General features: G+C 62.7%; 11 protein-coding genes. 3 read left to right on the top strand and 8 right to left on the bottom strand.

The window, feature by feature from the left end:
- Positions 1-5: 5 nt before the first annotated feature.
- The gene (locus GVY39_RS28225) at positions 6-1,343 is read right to left on the bottom strand and encodes an FAD-binding oxidoreductase (RefSeq protein ID WP_159929953.1); all 1,338 of its coding nucleotides are present in this window, start codon (positions 1,341-1,343) and stop codon (positions 6-8) included.
- Positions 1,344-1,419: 76 nt separating this feature from the next.
- Complete coding sequence (locus GVY39_RS28220) at positions 1,420-2,952, bottom strand: amino acid permease (RefSeq protein ID WP_159929927.1); 1,533 nt, start codon at positions 2,950-2,952, stop codon at positions 1,420-1,422.
- A 1,339-nt stretch (positions 2,953-4,291) separates the two neighbouring features.
- On the opposite strand from GVY39_RS28220, the gene GVY39_RS28215 reads away from it, so the two are divergent.
- Positions 4,292-5,188, top strand: a complete 897-nt coding sequence (locus GVY39_RS28215) for a helix-turn-helix domain-containing protein (RefSeq protein WP_159929929.1) — start codon at positions 4,292-4,294, stop codon at positions 5,186-5,188.
- Between the two features lie 497 nt (positions 5,189-5,685).
- On the opposite strand, the gene GVY39_RS28210 is transcribed toward GVY39_RS28215, so the two are convergent.
- Positions 5,686-7,350 carry a hypothetical protein gene (locus tag GVY39_RS28210; protein WP_159929931.1) on the bottom strand — a complete coding sequence of 555 codons (1,665 nt, stop codon included), beginning with the start codon at positions 7,348-7,350 and terminating at the stop codon, positions 5,686-5,688.
- 804 nt (positions 7,351-8,154) lie between these two features.
- Between GVY39_RS28210 and GVY39_RS28205 the strand changes: the two genes are divergently transcribed.
- Positions 8,155-8,370 (top strand): hypothetical protein, encoded by a 216-nt coding sequence (locus GVY39_RS28205; RefSeq protein WP_159929933.1) that lies wholly within the window; start codon positions 8,155-8,157, stop codon positions 8,368-8,370.
- A 477-nt stretch (positions 8,371-8,847) separates the two neighbouring features.
- Here GVY39_RS28205 and GVY39_RS28200 read toward each other — a convergent pair whose 3' ends face one another.
- The 3 genes from GVY39_RS28200 to GVY39_RS28190 are packed head-to-tail and all read right to left on the bottom strand — an operon-like array spanning position 8,848 to position 12,808.
- Positions 8,848-10,215 (bottom strand): hypothetical protein, encoded by a 1,368-nt coding sequence (locus tag GVY39_RS28200; RefSeq protein WP_159929935.1) that lies wholly within the window; start codon positions 10,213-10,215, stop codon positions 8,848-8,850.
- Positions 10,216-10,268: 53 nt separating this feature from the next.
- A complete protein-coding gene (locus GVY39_RS28195) occupies positions 10,269-11,327 on the bottom strand; it encodes an amino acid--tRNA ligase-related protein (protein ID WP_159929937.1) in 1,059 nt (352 codons plus the stop codon).
- A 29-nt stretch (positions 11,328-11,356) separates the two neighbouring features.
- Positions 11,357-12,808: an FAD-binding oxidoreductase gene (locus GVY39_RS28190; RefSeq protein ID WP_201295381.1), complete on the bottom strand. Its 1,452-nt coding sequence runs from the start codon at positions 12,806-12,808 to the stop codon at positions 11,357-11,359.
- Positions 12,809-13,130: 322 nt separating this feature from the next.
- Here GVY39_RS28190 and GVY39_RS28185 point away from each other — a divergent pair, with 322 nt between their 5' ends.
- Positions 13,131-14,147, top strand: a complete 1,017-nt coding sequence (locus GVY39_RS28185) for an aspartyl/asparaginyl beta-hydroxylase domain-containing protein (protein ID WP_159929939.1) — start codon at positions 13,131-13,133, stop codon at positions 14,145-14,147.
- Between the two features lie 24 nt (positions 14,148-14,171).
- Here the strand turns inward: GVY39_RS28185 and GVY39_RS28180 are convergent, their stop codons facing one another.
- Entirely contained in the window at positions 14,172-15,017 is an 846-nt protein-coding gene (locus GVY39_RS28180; RefSeq protein WP_201295382.1) for a methionyl-tRNA formyltransferase, read from the bottom strand.
- A 17-nt stretch (positions 15,018-15,034) separates the two neighbouring features.
- Positions 15,035-18,868 (bottom strand): non-ribosomal peptide synthetase (locus GVY39_RS28175; protein WP_159929941.1); only part of this gene is annotated, 3,834 nt, incomplete at its 5' end.

The raw sequence follows: 18,868 nt of genomic DNA, 5'->3' as shown, positions 1-18,868 counted from the left end.
TGTTGTCAGCGGGGCGTGGCATCGCCCGCTACACGACTGGCGCCGGCCGGTCGCGCTGCCGGCAGGATGTGCGGATTGAGGATCAATGATGGGTCGATACTGTGCCGGATGGCCTTCATCACTTCGACGTCCACGGTGGAGCGGGCCAGGTGCATCCATGCCGCTTTGGATCTGCCGATGCCGTGCTCGGCGCTGATGCTTCCGTCGTGGGCGGCGACCAGTTCGAAGACGACGCCGGTAATCTCCCGGGTCCGCTCGGGATCGACATCCAGGAGATTGACGTGCACGTTGCCATCGGCGACGTGGCCGAAGAAGATCAATCGCACGTCGGGGAACTCCGAGGCGATGACGCGGGTGAGGTCGGCGACGAAGGATTCCAGCTCGGCGAGCGGTGTGGTGATGTCCAGTTTGACCGGCGGTGTCGTCGAGGAAGCGTTGATCGATTCCGTGTGGCCTTCCCGATAGCCCCACAGGCGCGACCCGTGCTCGATGGTGGCATCGATGATGAGATCACCGGCACCTTCGAAGGTCTCGAGCATCATCGTTTCGGCATCCGCCGGTCCGGACACCTCGGCCAGCAAGAGAAACGGCGTATCGGTTACCAGGGGCGGGCGGAGGTTGCGGTGACGGCGGACCAGACGTATACCGGCATCGGTCATCAGCTCGGCGGCTTCGACGGTCAGGCCGGAGCGGCGCAGGGCATCCAGCAACTCGAGCGCCGATCCGATGGTCGGCACTCCGGCCATCGCGAGTTGGATATGGGGTGGCGGCACGCGCAATTTCATCAGCACGCGGGTGACGACCGCGAGCGTTCCCTCCGAGCCCGCCAGCAGGCTCGGCAAGTGATAGCCCACGTTGTCCTTGGTGAAGGTCTTCCACCGGGTGAGCACGCTGCCGTCGGAGATCACCGCTTCGATTCCGAGCAGTTGGGCGCGGGTATCGCCGTACTTGATCACGCGCACACCGCCCGCGTTCGTCGCGACGATCCCGCCCAGGGTCGCCGAGTCGCGCGAGGCGAGGTCGACGCCGAAGATGAGCCCCGCCTCGCGCGCGGCCGCTTGCGCCCGGGCGACGGTGACCCCGGCACCGGCGGCGATGGTGTGACCGATGGGGTCCACCGCGGTGATGGAGTCCAGGCGAGCGAGGCTCAGGACGATCTCCCCGTGCAGCGGAATCGAACCACCTACGAGTCCGGTGTTGCCGCCCTGCGGGACGACTCCGATGCCTGCGCGTCGGCACACCCGTATCACGTGGGAAACTTGCTCGGTATCAGCAGGTCGAACCACTGCCGTGGTCGTGCCGTTCCAGCGACCCGTCCAGTCGGTGACGTAGCGGGCCGTCATGTCGGGGTCGGTGAGAACATGCGCTGGGCCGACGATTTCGGCGAGTTCGGCGACGATATCTATGGTCAATGCCGGATTACTCCTTCTCGGATTCGTCGTGAACGAGGTCGGCGTCACTGTCCGCGGAGACGTACGACGACCGCTCGGCGTGGACCGGGAACTGCCCGGTGACGCCCTCGCGTTCCCGAGCGATGCGCAGCACCCGCCCACGGGTCAGAAACCACCCGCAGATCAGCGCCGGAATCATGATCAGCCCGGCGGCGATCACCGCTCCGCGCTGCACCTCGTCTTCACTGAAGGCCATCAACGCGACTACTGTGACGAGGAACAGCAGCGTCGCGATGCTCGTGTACGGCGCACCCACCAACCGGAACGATGGGCGCTCGACCCGCCCCTGCCGCCACCAATACCACAGGCGCAACTGGCAGAGCACGATGGCCGCCCAAGACGACAGCGTACCGAGGGCCGACATGTTCAGCACGATCTCGTAGGCCTTCTCCGGCACCGCCGCGTTGAGCCCGACACCGATCAGCGCGATCGCTCCGGTCGCGAGAATGCCGACGTAGGGCACGCCGCCGCGGGACATACGCGAGGCCGCCGACGGCGCACTGCCGTTCACCGACATCGACCGCAGGATGCGCCCGGTGGAATAGAGGCCGGCGTTCAGACTGGAGAACGCCGCGGTGAGCACCACCAGATTCATGATCGAATCCGCGCCTTGGACACCCAGCTTGGAGAAGAAGGTGACGAACGGACTCGTTCCGGGCACAAAGGCGGTGTAGGGCAGCAAGAGCCCCAGCAGTACGAGGGAGCCGACATAGAACACGGCGATCCGTGCGATGACCGAGTTGATCGCGCGCGGCATGATTTTGGCCGGGTTCTCCGCTTCCCCTGCGGCCGTGCCGACCAATTCGACTGCGGAGTACGCGAACACGACGCCCGTGGTGACTGTCACCAGCGGCAACAGTCCGGTGGGGAACAACCCACCGTGATCGGCGATGACTGCGAAACCTGTCGGCCGGCCCTGGAGGGATGAGCGGCTCGCGAGGAAAATCGTGCCGATGATCAGGAACATCGCCAACGCCGCGACCTTGATCATCGCCGCCCAGAACTCCAGCTCACCGAACCAGCGCACCGAAACCAGATTGATGCTCACCACGAGCGCCAGCGCCACCAGCGCGATCGACCATTGCGGGATGACCTCGAATACACCCCAATAGTGCACGTAGGTCGCGATGGCAGTGATGTCGACGATCCCGCTCATGCACCAGTGGAAGAAGTACATCCAGCCGACGCCGAAGGCAAGCTTCTCGCCATAGAACTCGCGGGCGTAGGAGACGAACGACCCTGAGGAAGGACGATGGAGCACGAGTTCGCCGAGTGCCCGCAGGATGAAGAATACGAATACCCCGCAGACCGCGTACACCAGGAACAATCCGGGCCCGGCCGTGTGCAGCCGACCGGCCGACCCGAGGAACAGACCGGTACCGATGGCACCACCGATGGCGATCATCTGCAGCTGACGGGGACGCAACGTCTTGTGGTAGCCGACGTCCTCCGCTTGCAGCGCATCCGCAGGGCCCGCTACGCCGAGCCGAGTCGTCGCCATAAAGAGCCTCTCCACAGTTTTGGCAGTGATTCCGCTAGTCAATGTACCGTCGCACAACGGTACACTCAGCACGGCGCATGAAACGCCCGAATCGTCCCTGTCGCCACGTGATGCCTGGGACTCGCGCCACACACCTTGCCGCTGCCCGCGCACCCACCGCTGCGATCAGCGCCGAAAGATGCGACCACAAACTATCGGGCCGGCTACCGGCGACGAGCCTGGCGGGCATCGACCGCGGCAGGACTTTAACGAAAACTGTTGCCGCCGAGAAGTTCTCGATCATCCGCTGAGGTCGGCGATCTTGCGTTTTACCGGATGATCCGCTCTGCCTCGGCCGAAGTTCCTCAGTTCTACCCCTCGACGGCCGATTGCCGGATCCACCTGCGCAGTGTTCCTGCGTCATTCCCGAATCGGCGACGAAACCGCCCTGATCGCCGCCCTCCACCGGCGTAGTCGTCGCGATGGTCTGCAACCAACCGCACAGCCTTCGGGCGGGTTGCGGCATTGTCGCTCGAGTGATCCGCCCCTCCTCTCGGGCGAGAGCGTGCAGTGTGCACCGCGGACGGCGGATTCGGCCCGGAGTAGCCAGGAGACTTCGCGGGCGCACGCCGTCAGGGCAGTGGGTGGACAAGTCGGCGCTGCTTCTAGGTAGACGGATATCGACTCCCTATGACGACGGGCTACCTATACGACGATTGTGAATCGCGTAAGGCCGGAGGTACTGGGGCCGAGACCTCCCATCGCACAGGAGCTGAGATGTATGCGTCAAGCGACAGATGTACGAGTGGATCGTGGGCCGCCGATTGGGGTAGTGACGTACGCCACACGATTCGAATCTTTTTCTACTTTCGGCAGAGCGCTGAAGACGAAGAACGCACTCGCGATCGAGTTGTAGTTCGAAATTCGGCACCCCGCGGCTACATCGACGCGAAAGCGTGTCGGTCAGCCGAGCTGGTCCAGCTCGAACCATATCATCCAGTATGGTTAAATTTGTTCTACTCTCTCGAACTGGTGAAAATAATCCTAGCGCTACCGGCGGGTAGCTGTGAGCATTCATGAGCGAGGTCATGTCGATTGATCCGCTGTTCTCAATTGTGGCAATACCGGTTACGCAGGAATGGGTTATTGAGTCCGATTCGGAGAAGTGTCAATGTCGGCCGCGTTCGGCGAAAGTGCGCGAATCAGGTGAATATCTTGCCGTCGGTCCGCATTACAGGGACTGTCGGATCGGACATGGTGATCATCCAGACGTGCGGCGATGTCATTCGTTCCGGCTCTGCCGCGAGCCCGGCCTCGATGTGGCTCGCGTACGCGCCGAGGCCGGCGTGACATGTGTCTGGTGACTTCGAAAACGAAGGCCCTGCATCGGGGCGAACCGGAGGAGTTCCGCATTCCTCAGGCCGTAAGTACGCCGCATCCCCGGTTGACCACGATGATCAGCCGTAAGTACGCAGGTCACTCCGGAAGCGGAAAATCTCACAAGTTCCCCATCCTCCTGCCCGCCACCACAGCAGTGCAGATCGTGATCAGGTTGGATGAGACAGACTGCCGCCCATGTAGTTTTTTGAGGGGCCCGAAGGCCGCACCTCTTCTACTCGACCTTTTCTGCGCTTCGTCCTATCTGGAACTGTGGCTGAACCCTTCGGGTGCTTATTCGCTGCTAGGCCCTGACGTCGGCGCCGCATCGAGGGAATGTATAGTCGACCTTTATGATCTCGTCGGATCACGAGGCCGAGAATTGGCGGACAGAATTCGCGGAGAGCAGACCTGGGCCGCACGCTTCGACATCCTCGACAAATTCCTGCTCGACCGCGCGGAGCACGGTCCGGAATTCTTACCGGGGGTGGGCAGAGCATGGGCAATGCTGGTGGACAGCGGAGGGGCGATGCCGATCGGACGGATTGCCAAAGAAGTGGGCTGGAGTCACAAACATCTGATCACGCGATTCGCTCAACAAGTAGGTCTGTCACCTAAAACGGCTGCGCGCATCATTCGCTTCGATCGAGCTCGTCATCTACTCCGTGAAAATCCGCTCTCTCCGCTTCACGAGATCGCCGCTGATTGTGGTTACGCGGATCAATCTCACCTTACCCGCGATTTCCGCGAATTTTTCGGAATCACACCGTCCGCGTACCTGATGCACTTCCAAAACGAATTCAGAAGGCCAGCGCGTTCATCTGAGCAGGGAAGCGCTCCTAGGAGTATCGAGAGGTACGAGTTTCCCACTCGGTGCTGAACCAGGTAGCCGCATGGCACCCTGCTGCCGAAGAGGTCTCCGGGCACGGATAGCACTCGGATAGTCTGACGAGGCCGTCGATTCGGGCTGCGCGCCGAGACGGATGGCGCTTCGCGCGGCTGTCGGAGAGTGCGGGGGGTGTACTCGAGGCTGGGGTTGGTAGCGACGCGGTCTTCCCAGGCGAGGAGTCCGACCGAGCTGTTGCGGCGCATGCACACCAATGTCGAACACGCCATCATCGACATCGGCGAACTGTTCGGCACGACCACGCCTCATACCGAAGTGACACCACCCGTACTACCGGGCATGTGATGTGTGCGATCGAGTGGCGTGATGATCTTCTTACCGGAGGCGCGGGTGAGGGCGCCCCGAACAGGACCCCACGCGCCGCGGTCGCCGAGGGAAGAGTAACCGTTTTCCTGCGAGCGCGGTCACTCCCTGAGCAGGCAGGGCGCGAGCGACGAGCGTTGGGCGGCGGCAGACGTGTTGATCGGCCGCTATGGATTCCGGGTGGGTGGAGTAACGATGTTCTTGCCTGCGGGGAGAACCGAATCGGAAAGCGCGATCCCGGTCTCACCGACGGTGTCCACGCCCTTTTCCTCATTCTTTGCGGTCGCCTTGTCGGGACGCCGTACCGGGGGCGGTCCCAGCGTCGGTGCGACCACTTTCTTCATCGCATCTCGTTTGCCTGCTCCGGTCTTGCTCGCCTTCTTCGACCACGGTGTTTCGCCGGCCTTGCCTCTGGTGGCCGGACCGGCAACAGTTGTGGGTGCCGCTTTCCGTGCTGGTGTACCCGAGGGAGCTGCGGGCTGCATCGGCGCCTGAGCGGGAGCACGCATCCACGGGGTGCTCGACGCTGCGACGTTGTTGTCGGCCCTGAATGGTGACGACGGATGCGGCCCGCCTTGCATGTCGGGTGGCGCAGGATGGCCACTGTGCTGCCGACTATCCGACGGGGCAGGGGTGGGCGTTGCCGCGTGCTCGCGGTCCGCTTCTGCGGGCTGGATACGTGGACCGGAATCCGCAACCGACGCCTCGGCTGCCTCGGGCATTCGCCCGTTCCCGTTCCGGGCGGAGTTGTCGATTGTGTCAGTGCGGTTCGCGCCGACTTCGCCCGCGGTGGTCACGCTCGGCTGTGCCGCTGCGGGGACATCCTGGGCGATCGCTTGGCCCCGTTCGTGGGCGCCCCCTGCCGATGTAGCCGCTGATCCCATTTCCCCGCTGATAGACGGCGGTCGGTCGGCCGATCCGGCCGCTACCGGTCGATCTCGATCCGCGCCTGACCCCGAAACAGCTACTGGTGGAGGGTCGTTCGTCGCTCGCGGTGAATCCGCCGACCTGGGGAACGAATGCATGTCGGGACCGGCACCAGGCTGATACGGTCCCGCAGGCGCCGTCACGGTATCCCGCTGCGGGGAGAGGGTGAGATCGTCAGCATTGTCCGGTGGGCCGCCGGCTACGGTGAAATCCAACGTCGCCACCTTACCGGCGAAGTCTGTCGCATGTCGCAGGATGTCGTCGGCGTGCTTGTCGAGGATGTCGGCGAAGCGCGACACCTCGTCGGGTTCGATGTACAACGGCTGGACAGCTGAACTGCTCGGTGGTGCAGGCACATCCAGAACGTCGCGTACCGTTCTCTTGAGCAATCGGTCGATGGTGTCTTCCAGAGGCTCGATAGCCTTGTCGATCACTTCCGCGGCGAGGTAGGCAATCAACATCTCTTCCAGGCCGTTGCACAGCCTGCGAGCGACATCCCGAATCGCGATGCTGAACGCCGCTGCGCCCGGGGTGGCCAAAACGAACGCGTAACTCGCCGCGAGCGCGGCTAATTCAGCCAGCACCACGACCTTCACCGCCGTGATCACATCGGCCGCGATGTCCAGCGCACCGGCCACCACCTTGCACGCCGCATCGAGGTCGGCCATATGCGAGGCGCTCATCCGGCCCCACGACGCGACCAGCGCCTCGTAGGAATCACCGGAATAGACTGAACCCATATCAGTGATAACTCCGGTTGCCGACTCATGTGTGGACCGCACACTTTCTGCGAAGTCGAGCACATGGCGGCCGAGCGCGCGAACATCGTCCTCATTGACATCCGGATAGGGAATACCGATCAGATTGAGGAAGAATGCGACCTCGCTCGGTATCTCGATAGCCAATGTGGCACCTTTCCGAGATCAATGGGACACACGCGGAGTGGACTTACGGACTCCTGATCCGGCTCGTCCAAGTAATGGTCGGCGGTCTCACATGGCAGCCGGACGAATGTATGCCACGCACTTGCGCGCACGGTACGGATCGCCCCGCCGGCGACCTGGGTCCTGGTCGAATCAGCTCAGCAGGCTGATCCGTCCCATAGCGCGTTCGGCCCCGAGAATGTCTCTCGAGTGCAGTATCGAAGATGCCGCCAACGAGCGGCACAACCTCGGGGTTTCACGACCTGCCGAGTGATGGTCGCCGGACAGCATGCCCGGAACTGCACTACACACCTCCTCTCCTCCCGCGGAGGACCTACCAGCACTGCAGGTCCCACAAAAATCAGCCCCCAGGGCAGTTGTCGGTGCCGAAGCAAATGCCCTGCGCATAGCCGCGGACACTCTTCGAAGAGAGCGCGGCTATCCGGGCACCCTCAGCAAGCTGATTCACGACGACCCAGAGCTCGAATACTTATCGATCTGAACAATAGTGATTATCAGTATTCCCGATCGATGTATAGAACAGATTTGAACTAGGGCCCGTCGGGGTAGCGCGGGCCGACCGAGGTTCCGTGCGATTACGACGACCTGACCGTCTGGGATGCGGCTCGGGGCGACCGAACGCCACGACGGCGCGACCAACGACGACCGATACAGCTCGACCAAAACCATAGGGACCCCCGATTCGAGGGCAACACAATTCGGGTCATGCGTGGTGAGGGCTTGCCGATCAGGTTCGGCCGTCTACCCGATACACGAGGAGTTGGAATGTTCGCAGTACGTGGATTTGCCGCCGCCGTGATCGGTGCCGCAACCCTGACCGGTGCTGGGGCGGCCGCCGCGGCGCCGTTGCCGCTCGAACCGCAGGCGCCCACACCGGCCGTGTCGGTCGCAGGGAGCTGTGGTGGTATCACCGACCCGTTCGTGGCGCTGGTCTGCGCGATCAGCAGCCTGTCAGGCGGAGGCGGCACGGCCGTTCGATGAGCAGCCGTGAAGCCGGCTCAGCCGAATAGGCCGCGTGCAACCGGCGCCGAGTTCGGCAGTGGCGCTTCCACTGCCGAACCAGCCGAGCGAAAGCTGAGCGCACAACGAATCGCATCCTCGCGCCACCGGACGAATCCGGCTCGTCGAAGTGTTCACCGAAGTTCGTTCCGCCCGCGCACCCAGGCCTCGGGGGCGGTCGTGTTCAAGCTTCGTTCCCGAAGACAACCCCACCGGCGGGTCGTTCTTCGTAGGCGAAGACCACCTGATCGACCACCTCAACGAGTTCCTCGACCTTCTCGGGGTTTCGCTTCACCGAGACGTACCTGACTGAACGCGAGACCCTTCGTGGTCCTGCCGTCGACCGAATCTTCGGCGGCGTAGCCCCGCATCGGTACGGAAGCTTCGTTCGGGCAGCGACGAGAGATTCGACCAGCCCTGCGAATGTCGCGGTTCGGAGCGCACTACACGTCGTGAACGCTAGGCATACCAAGCTGTATTGTCCACTCCGGTAGCGATATTCACGATCGAGGTCGCCGGTGAATCGGTATGTCGCACGAGTAAACCCCCAAGATTCCCGCCGAACAGGATCGGACTGACGACAGACGCCGCGCGCACCAGCTCTGTGCTCCCGGTGGATGGCCTGTGTACTGGTATCTCGATAGGGTCGGGTGACCAGAACTCCTGCACGACATACCCTCCGTGGGTTGCCGCCGAGGTCACCGCATCGTGCCATTCGGCGGCAGTAGTCGCTTGCCCTACGACTACCCCTCGTCCGCCGAGTTGATCATGCGGTTTCAGTATGAACCTGTCTTGCTCGCTGGTGAGCAGAGAAAGTAGATCGAGAGAGCGGCCGCGCCAGGATACGTTCAGGTCCGCGACCACTCGAGTCCATGGAATATGCGTCTCTACGAACACGCGGTCTGCTGTGGGCAGCGAGTCCGCAGATTCGCTCAGCCATGCCAAGATCTTCTTACTGGAGTACAGATCCGCCAACTCTGGTGCCAGGGTGACCGCAGTACCGGCCTCCATGGCGTGGCGCAGCGGACCGATGTCCCATTTCACTTGCTTCGCGCCTTCGTGTGTGTACGCGAAAGTGCGATAAGCGATATCTATCCGCTGACCCCGATGCGTAAGCGCGGTAGGGGAGGAGTCCAGCTGGTCGGGAATGGCGAAACCGCAGGATATGCCATGACCGTTGAAATCGTCGATTGTTTCCGAGAAATAGTCCCTGGAACCGAGTCCTTCGTCGCTCCAGCCGAGCAAGCACACCCGGGGATTCGATATGTCGTACGCTCGTGCGGCTTTCATGACGACTTCGCGGCGAGCCGTGAATGTATCGGGCACAACGAATTTTGCGGCAATGTCGCGGCGCATAGCCTTGAGTTTGTTCATGAAGAACCGGTTCTGTCTGGTCATTTGTTCCGGTCCGGCGATGCCGCTCGTGATGTTGTATTCGACGAAGCGGGGGATGCCACCGCTGATGATGATGTCCGGCCGGGCCATATCCAGCGCGGTCGCGTTCCATTTCGGATCGTCTGTCAACATCGACGCTGGAGGGCGTCGGTAGCCGAGCAATTCGGCCAACTCCGTCGGTGTTTTCGCTCGCTCGGTGCAAATAGACTCGATCAGGCGGAGCAATCTACGAGACATGCTCGTCAATTCATGTACCTTCGCCGAAGGTAGGAGAACCGGCCTCAACGGTACAGGGCCCGTAGGTGAGCGATACTCACCGGATGCCAGCGCGAGGTCCAATTCCGCCGCTTGGCGTGTGCTGCGTTCCTGATCCCGAGGCGTTCCCAGCAGTGCCCGATCCCATTCGGCCTGCAATTCATTGACGATACCCACGCACTCTCCGTATTCAACATGAGCCGATGTTCAGAAACGGTGTTCGCACGCGGCTAGGGTCGGACAATGGCCGATGGCCAGGACTGCGGCTCATCGATGCGAGAGATCAACGGCATATCGCGGATGTCGTGATGGTTGAGCACCCACATGAGGAACCGGTCGACCCCCATGCCGAATCCCGATGTCAACATCGGAAGTTCCGCTTTCATGCGGAGGTACCATGCGTAGTCGGCTTCGTTGACGCTGTGTAGCGCCATGGACTTGCGCAACTCCTCAGCTTCGGTATGCCGTTCGCCCGACCCGAACACTTCGCCCATTCCGAAATAGAGATCAGCGCACTTGGCCGTCGAGCCGTTCTCATCACCGAAGGCGTGGTAGAAGGGCACCGTCGAACTGTCGAAGTGATGAACCCAGACGAACTCGGATACACGTTCCATCAGTAGACGCTCACCGATGCGGGTAAGGGTTCGGGAACCTTCGCTGCCGCTCACAGCACCCTGTACATCGGCGACCACCGCGGCCGCTTCATCGAAGGTGAGCTGGTCGAAGCCCTCGACGCGGTCGGTCATCCTGACCAGGTGGGAGACGTCGCCTCGTGCCTGGATCAAACGGTCTCCCACTCGATCGAGGATGGCGGCCGCCAGTGCCTTCGCATAGCCGGTGACGTATCGAATAAGGCTGTCCAGATCGCCGGGTAGTTCCGCCTCGCTATGTGTGTATTGGCTGAGATGCGTCTCGTCCGGCTGTTCGGTACGAAACGACGGCAAGATCGTGTAACAGCCATCAGGTGCGAGTCGGCAGCCGTATTCCAGTGCGAATTGTATGGAGTCGGGCAAGTATGTGTCGACGCCGCCGACCGTCACCGCAACCGGCTCGGAGTCGCTGCCCGACGCGGAGGGGCAGGTGACCGTTCGGGTGGTCATGGGCAGGAACAAGTTCTTGAGTCCCTGTGATCCTGCATAACGGGCAGTCTCGGTGAAAATGATGTCGTGCAGCTCGGCGATCAGATGATACCAAGGAGATCTCAGATATTCGATGAGTGTGTCGGGATTGTTGCTGTCGCGAGCGGGTGGGGGAGCGACCGTAATCGCCGCCGAGCCGGTTGAGGTCACCGAACTACCTTTCTATCGCGAACCGATGGCTATGCAGGGGCTATGTTGTGGTTGTGATGAAATATGTTGTCCGGGTCGTAGCGCGACTTGACTTCGGATAGTTTCCGATATCGGTCTCTTCCGTAATGTTCGGCAACGTTGATTCCGACCTCATCCTGTAGGTAGTTCACGTAGGCTCCGCCGGAGCTCCAGGGGGCAAGCCGCGCCATGCTCCGGCGTGCCCAGTCCACGTGCTCCTCGTCCGTACGGGAGTCGGTCCACTGAGCTGAGGCGGTGAATATGTACGGCGCCTGCCGTGCCGGAAAGGCGGACGTTTGCTCGGGTACGTCGAGTATTGCCCCGCGCAGGAATTCGAAGTCTATGCAAGACAGGGGCGACGTGATTTCCGCCGCGGCCTCGATGGCTTCGTGCACAGATGCTGAGGTTAATTCGGAAAGATAGCACGACTTCGTGAAGTACCGGTTTCCGTGAGGTTCCCCGTAGTCGCCTAGTGCTTGCAGTTCCGCATGTGTCAAGACCTGGTTCAAAACTGCGGAGGGCGACGAGGCCGCGAACAGTGGGGCGATCATTTCGCCGGCTCGCGCCGAATCGCCGAGCCATATAGCGGTGAGGAACAACGCCGGCTTTCCGTGTAGCTCTCGGGGCAGCCAATCTTGCGTGCCCGCGATCTTCAAAGCGCCGACCGTGTGGAGGTCCGGCGGCTGCCGCTCAGCGAACTCTCGGTATGCCTCCAGCGCTGCACTCGCGGTGTCCATCGCATGGACACCGGATCGATACGCCACTGGGCCGACTCGGCGGAGCCGGAGAGTGAACCGGGTGACGATTCCGAAGTTTCCGCCGCCGCCTCGAAGTGCCCACAGCAGGTCGGGATGTGTGACATCATCCGCTTCCACAATCGATCCATCGGCGAGCACGACCTCGGCTCGCAGGATGTGGTCACAGGTCAGACCCCATTTTCGAGCCAGCCAGCCGTAGCCGCCACCCAACGCGAGCCCGGCCAAGCCGGTGTGCGATACGACGCCGGCCGGGCAGGCAAGCCCATGAGGAATGGTCGCGGCGTCCACGTCCCGCAGCAGGCAGCCGCCCGCCGCGGTCGCTGTTCGGGAGGCCGGATCGACGGTCACCGCGGTCATCAGCGAAAGGTCGATCATGACCGCATGATCGGCTACCGCGCTACCGGCAACGTTGTGGCCACCACCGCGCACGGTCACCGAATGGCCCGCCGCACGAGCGAACCGGATTACAGCCGCCACATCCGCCGTGTCGCGGCATCGCGCGATCAGCACTGGATGGCGGTCGTGCATTCCATTCCATACTCGACGGAATGCGTCGTATTGTCTGTCGTCGGGGGATATTAACCGGTCGCCCATCAGTGATCGAAGCGCCGGCATATCCAATGCCGATTGGTGCGTCAAATATCCACCCGTCGTTCGCGCACTGGCCTTTCCGTCATCCTCGCGTTCATTCTGCGCCGCTGTCAAAGTCGTAGCTTCCCAGTCCGTGGGAGTGTCGGTGCTGACCGTGGGTGGCGCAGCGGCACTGTAGCGAGACTCGAATCGCTCAGTGTCGCAGATCGAGTGACAGTGCGACGCCGAAATCGCGTCCTGACGAGAGGATCTCGCCGCCGCAGCGACGGCGGGAAGGCTGAAGTGACCGAGAAGGCTGAAGTGACACTGTCCATGCGGTGGGAATCCGTTATGCTGATCGGGCAGTAGTACGACGCTCATTCTTCGACCGGACAGAGCGGGAGCCCCCTCTCGGGGCTGGCCACCGCTGTGCCACACTTTTTTGCGAGGCTACCCGATGACTGCTCTTCCTTCGGCATATCCTGAAGCTTCTTCTCAAATGCCTGCCGCTGCCGAACTTGCCTGCCGTATGGACGCGGCGCGACTGGCGGAAGAGCTTTCCTCGGTCTCTGTTGTCTCCTGGCAGAAACAGCGAACCCATGTCCTCGGGCTCGACGGTGAAAGTGAATTGGGCACCACGAGCCCACCCACCGAGCTCGAGTGGAGGGTACTCCCGCTCTGGAGCATCGGTGGGGACGCAGATCGTACGGATCCAGGCGGTCCGGAGGACAAGGGATATGCGCCCACGATTTGGTGGAGTCGACTGCCCTGTATGCGGGAGGTCGTCTCAGCCATTCCGGTGCCATTCAATTCCGTGCGACTGATGGCTCTCGGCCCCGGCGCGTCCTCGGATGAGCATTGTGACCCCAAATATGATGTGCGCCGGGGCTTCTGTCGGCTGCACATTCCTGTGCTGACGAACCCGGACGCTATTCTTGTCCTTGACGGTGTTCGCTACTGCTGGGCGCCCGGGGAACTGTGGTACGGCGATTTCAGTCGGCTTCATCGTGTTGAGAACAGAGGTGCGGAAGTGCGTGTGCACCTCGTCATCGATGCGCTCATGACGTCTGATCTGGTTCAGCTGTTTCCGGCCCGATTTCGTCAGTCGTTCGAAGATCATGGTGCGCTGTTCAACTCTTTCGGCTTGGCTTGCGCGGATTGCAGGCCATGGGCGCATCCGCGCAAGTTTGCTATCCCCAGATCGTTTCTCAACTTCACCGACGACGCGCCTCTGGGAACTTCGGAGCCGAAGTTGTCTGTCGAACTGCACTATTCCGATCGCAACGTCTACATGAAGACCGTAAATGGCACCGTGCTCGCGATGACCCCGGTGGGGGACAGCAGGTTCCGGTTTTCCGGTTGGAGTGATCAACGAACCGTCGTCGTAGACGATGGTTCGATCGTCTTGGAAAGCCGTTTCGGCCATGACCGGCGGACGTCGAGGATCTTCGATCAGGCCGATTCGGACCACTGACCGTCGATGAGGGCACGGCAGGCATCATTCGTCGTTGCCCGGCGGTGGGACTGCTGCATGCTCGATGATCCACAGCGGTCCGTCCGCGCAGTGAACTTGCATGCCGGTGCCCGGTGTGGTCCTCGTGCGTAGTACTTTCAGCCAGCGATCGCCCACCTGAGCGATCGGGCCGGACCCGGCCCGCATCGCCCGAAACGTTCGAACCTGGTTGTGTATCTCGCGCGCGTTGCGCCCCCAGTCGATGCGTAGAAACTCTGGTTCCATAGGCCCGGCATAGGACGCTCGGGTCTCGTCTTGGGGTTCGCCGAGGTCGCCGCCCGCCACTCGATCGAGGCCCTGCGGCAGCAGTTCCCGTATCACCGGCTCCATCCGATGCCACAGGAGCTCAGGGGTCGGTTCGTCGTCGATCGGTATGCCGTCTTGTTGTACGATTACGTTGCCGGTATCGAAGCCGTCGTCCATCCGGTGCAGCGTTATCCCGAATTCGGTGTCGCCGCGGCGGATCGCCCACTGGATGGGTTCCGGTCCGCGGTACTTGGGCAGCATCGAAGGATGGATATTGAGAGCTCCGTGCGTCGGGATTCGCAGGACCGAAGATGGTATGCGCCAGTTGAAGCCGCATACCAGGAGAAGATCGGATCGATAGCCGGTAAGTATGTCGGCTAGACCCGAAGCGGTTCCGGGAAGCAGGAAGTCCATTCCTGGCGGGGCAGCCTGAAGCATCTCGCCTACGGCTCCGACGACATCTGGTGACGGTGCTGCCGCGGGCTTTCGTGAGCGGCTGTACACATAAGCGACCGGCAGGTGCCCAGCCTGTTCGCAGACGTTGTGCAGCGTCGAGAACTCCTTGGCGCCGCGGGCAGCGATCACGATTCGCAGGCGATCCGTCACGCGATCACTTCCTGCGAAGTGCGCTCGATCGCGTCGGCCAACTCGGCTACGGTAGCCGCTTCGAATATCGTCCGAACCGCGATCTCGACACCGAGTGATCTTCGGATGGCCGCCGTCAATCGCATCACCGACAACGAGTGGCCGCCCAAGCCGAAGAAGTCGTCGTCGGCACCGACCCGTTCGAGCCCGAGCAATTCGGCGTACAAGTCCGCCACCGCCTTCTGCGTTGCCGTTTCGGGTGCGCGGTACTCCGTGCTGGACCGATACCTCGGCGCGGGCAGTGCCTGCTGGTCCACCTTGCCGTTCAACGTCAGCGGCATCGCATCGAGCACCACGATCGCCGCGGGCACCATGAATTTCGGGACATGGCTTGCCACGTGCTGACGCAGCGCGGCCTCGTCGACTCCACGGACGGCGTCGACGGGGACCACGTATCCGATGAGCCGCCGGTCTCCGGGCCGGTCTTCGCGGACTGTTACCGCCGCGTGTGCCACCTCCGGGTGCGAGCCCAGCGCCGATCGCAGTTCAGCCGGTTCGATGCGGAACCCGCGGATCTTGATTTGATCATCGTTTCGTCCCAAGAACTCGAGTTCACCGGAATGGGTCCAACGGGCCAGGTCGCCCGTCCGATACAGTCTCCTTCCGGAGCCACTGAAATGGTCTGCGATGAATCTGCTCGCTGTCAGGCCGGGGCGTGCCCAATATCCCTGAGCGACACCCGCACCGCCCACGTACAGCTCACCGGCGACTCCGACCGGCACACGACGCAGCCGAGCGTCGAGTACCTGGAACGTCAGCCCGGCCAGGGGCATGCCGATGAGGCTGGCCGAGGAGCCGGTGTCGGTTGGGCCGACCTCCCGGAACGAGGCGTGCACGGTTGTTTCTGTGGTGCCGTACATATTGATCAATCGCACCTCGGGATGCGCGGCCAGCCACGATCGCAATCGGTGCGGTGTCAACGCCTCACCCCCGAAAACGATCGTCCCGAGCGTTTCGCTCAGGGCTCCGGCCGCCGACCGTAACGCGTCGAATGCGGAGGGAGTCTGGCTCAGGACGGTCACCCGTTCCTCGGTGAGCAACCGGAGAAGGTCGTGCGGGGACTTCACGACGGCATCCGGAACTATGACCAGCCGTCCGCCGTGGAGCAACGGTCCCCAGAATTCCCATACCGAGAAGTCGAAAGCATAGGAGTGAGTCGACGTCCATACCTGGCCGGACCCGAAGTCCATGCGACCGCTGAAGGCGGTGAACAGTTTACATATGTTCGCGTGGGTGACCGCGACCCCTTTGGGGGTACCGGTGGTGCCGGAGGTGTATATGACGTACGCGACCTGCTCGGCTGGCAGTTTCGTATGGGGAGTGCTGGGGAGGGTATCGATGGCCGGATCCGTCGCATCCACTGTGGGGATAGGGGCTCCGATCTCCTGTAACAGGGTCTTTGTGCGACCGATCAGGTCGCTGGTGGTGATCACCGCCGAGGGTGTCGCGTCGTGAAGCACGAAGCGGATTCGTCGGTGCGGATACGCCACATCAATCGGCACGTATGCCGCACCGAGTTTCAGCACCGCCATGATCGCGATGACCGTGTGCGCCGACCGCGGCAGCAGTAGCGCCACCCGGGACCCCGCGGTGACGCCCGCGGCTACGAGGCGAGTCGCCAAACGGCCCGCCTCGTTGTCCAGCTGCGAGTACGTCCACGAGCGCGACTCGAATACGACCGCACGGGCGTCCGGGGTACGTGCTACCTGTGCGGAGAACAGCTCCGGGATCGATGCACCGCCTGCGGTGGTGAGCTTGCCACCGCTGCCGAACGCATCCAATCGACGGTTGTCGAGTTCATCGAGTAGTTCGACGTCGCCGACCGGCCCGCTCGCATCGGCGACCAGGCTTTCGAGTACGCGCACGAATTGTGTCGCAAGACCGTCGACGGTGGCTCGGTCGAACAAGTCCTCGGCATATTCGATGGTCGCGGGCCAGCCGCAGTGATCGAGGGTTTCCTCGATGGTGAAGGTCAGGTCCAGCCGGGCCACCCCGGTTGCCACCGGCATCCGGGTCGCCGTCACGCCGGGCAAGTCGATGTCGGCGGCTGTGTTGTTCTGGAAGACCAGGATGGTCTGGAACAGCGGGTGGTGGGCGGTGGAGCGGATCGGGTTGAGTTTTTCGATCACGACTTCGAATGGAGCGTCCTGATTGTCGTAGGCCGCCAATGCTTTCCGCTTGACCTGGGTCAGCAGTTCTTTGAACGGCATCCGCGATGTGACCTCAGCGCGGAGCGTCCACATGTTGACGAAGAAACCGACCAGGTCATCGGCTGCCTCGTCGGTGCGACCGGCGATGGGGGAGCCGACCACGATGTCGTCACCGGCCCCCCGCAGATGTAGCAGCGCCACCAACGCCGACTGCAATACCATCGACACCGTCACTTCTTCCCGGCGCGCAAGCTGCCTGATCGCGGTTTGCAGCGCCGGGTCGATCACGAAGGTCGTCGTGTCCCCTCGATAGGAGACGACCCGTGGTCGCGGTCGGTCGGTGGGCAGATTCAGGCATTGCGGCGCCCCGGCCAACTCGGTTCGCCAGTACGCGATCTGCTCCGACAGCACACTGTCGGGGCACGTCTCCGATCCCAACAGCGCCAGTTGCCACAGGGTGTAGTCGATGTACTGGACCGGCAGCGGTGCCCACTGGGGAGCCTGGTGGTCGACACGTGACCGGTAGGCGCGGGCCAAGTCCCGCATAAACGGCACCGAGGACCATCCGTCAGCGGCGATATGGTGCACGAGCAGAACCAGGATGTGCTCGTTCTCGCTGCGCCGCAATACATTTGCCCGTACGGGGGCCTCAGCGGCTAGATCGAACTCATATCGGGCCAGCGGCAGAAGCGCGTTCGAGAGCTGCTCGGTGGCCCAGCCGGTCGCGTCCACCACATGCCACCCGACATCGACAGCCCCGGCATCGAGAACCCGCTGTCGCGGCACTCCGTCCACCTCGGGAAACACCGTCCGCAACGACTCGTGGCGAGCAAGCACATCCATCACCGCGACTCGCAAAGCCTCGACATTCAGTGCGCCGGTGAGCGACCACACCATCGGGATGTTGTAGGTCGCCGACGGCCCCTCCAGCCGATGCAGAAACCACAACCGGGTCTGCGCGAACGACAGCGGCACCACCGCCGGACGCGGCGCTGCGGTAAGGGGTGGACGCAGCCGCAGCCGCCCATCGATACTGGCTGACAGCCCGGCGACGGTTGGTGTGTCGAATACCTGCCGGACGGGAACCTCGGCCTTCATCACCGATCGGATTCGGCTGACCAGCCGGGTCGCCGACAGTGAGTGGCCGCCCAGTTCGAAGAAGTCGTCATCGACCCCGACCCGGTCGAGGCCCAGGACGTGCGCGAACAATCCCGCCAGCACCTCCTGCGGGATCGTTTCCGGCGCTCGATACTCCACTTCGGACCGATACTCCGGTGCCGGCAACGCTTGCCGATCGACTTTCCCGTTCACCGTCAACGGCATCGCCTCGAGCACCACGATCACCGCCGGGACCATGAACCCCGGCAACCGTCGCGCCACGAACCGGCGCACCGCGGCCACATCGACACCACCAGACGCGGAATCGAGCACGACATACCCGACCAACCGATGCTCCCCCGGCCCGTCCACGCGCGCCACCACCACCGCCTGCACCACCGCCGGATACGCGGCCAGTACCGCCTCGACCTCGCCGGGTTCGACCCGGAACCCCCGGATCTTCACCTGATCATCGACCCGGCCACAAAACTCCAACTCCCCCGAACGATTCCACCGCACCAGATCACCCGTCCGATACAACCG

Source organism: Nocardia sp. CY15, assembly GCF_009829295.1.
GTDB classification, from domain to species: Bacteria; Actinomycetota; Actinomycetes; order Mycobacteriales; family Mycobacteriaceae; genus Nocardia; species Nocardia sputi.
This window is presented reverse-complemented; position numbering and strand designations above follow the sequence as displayed.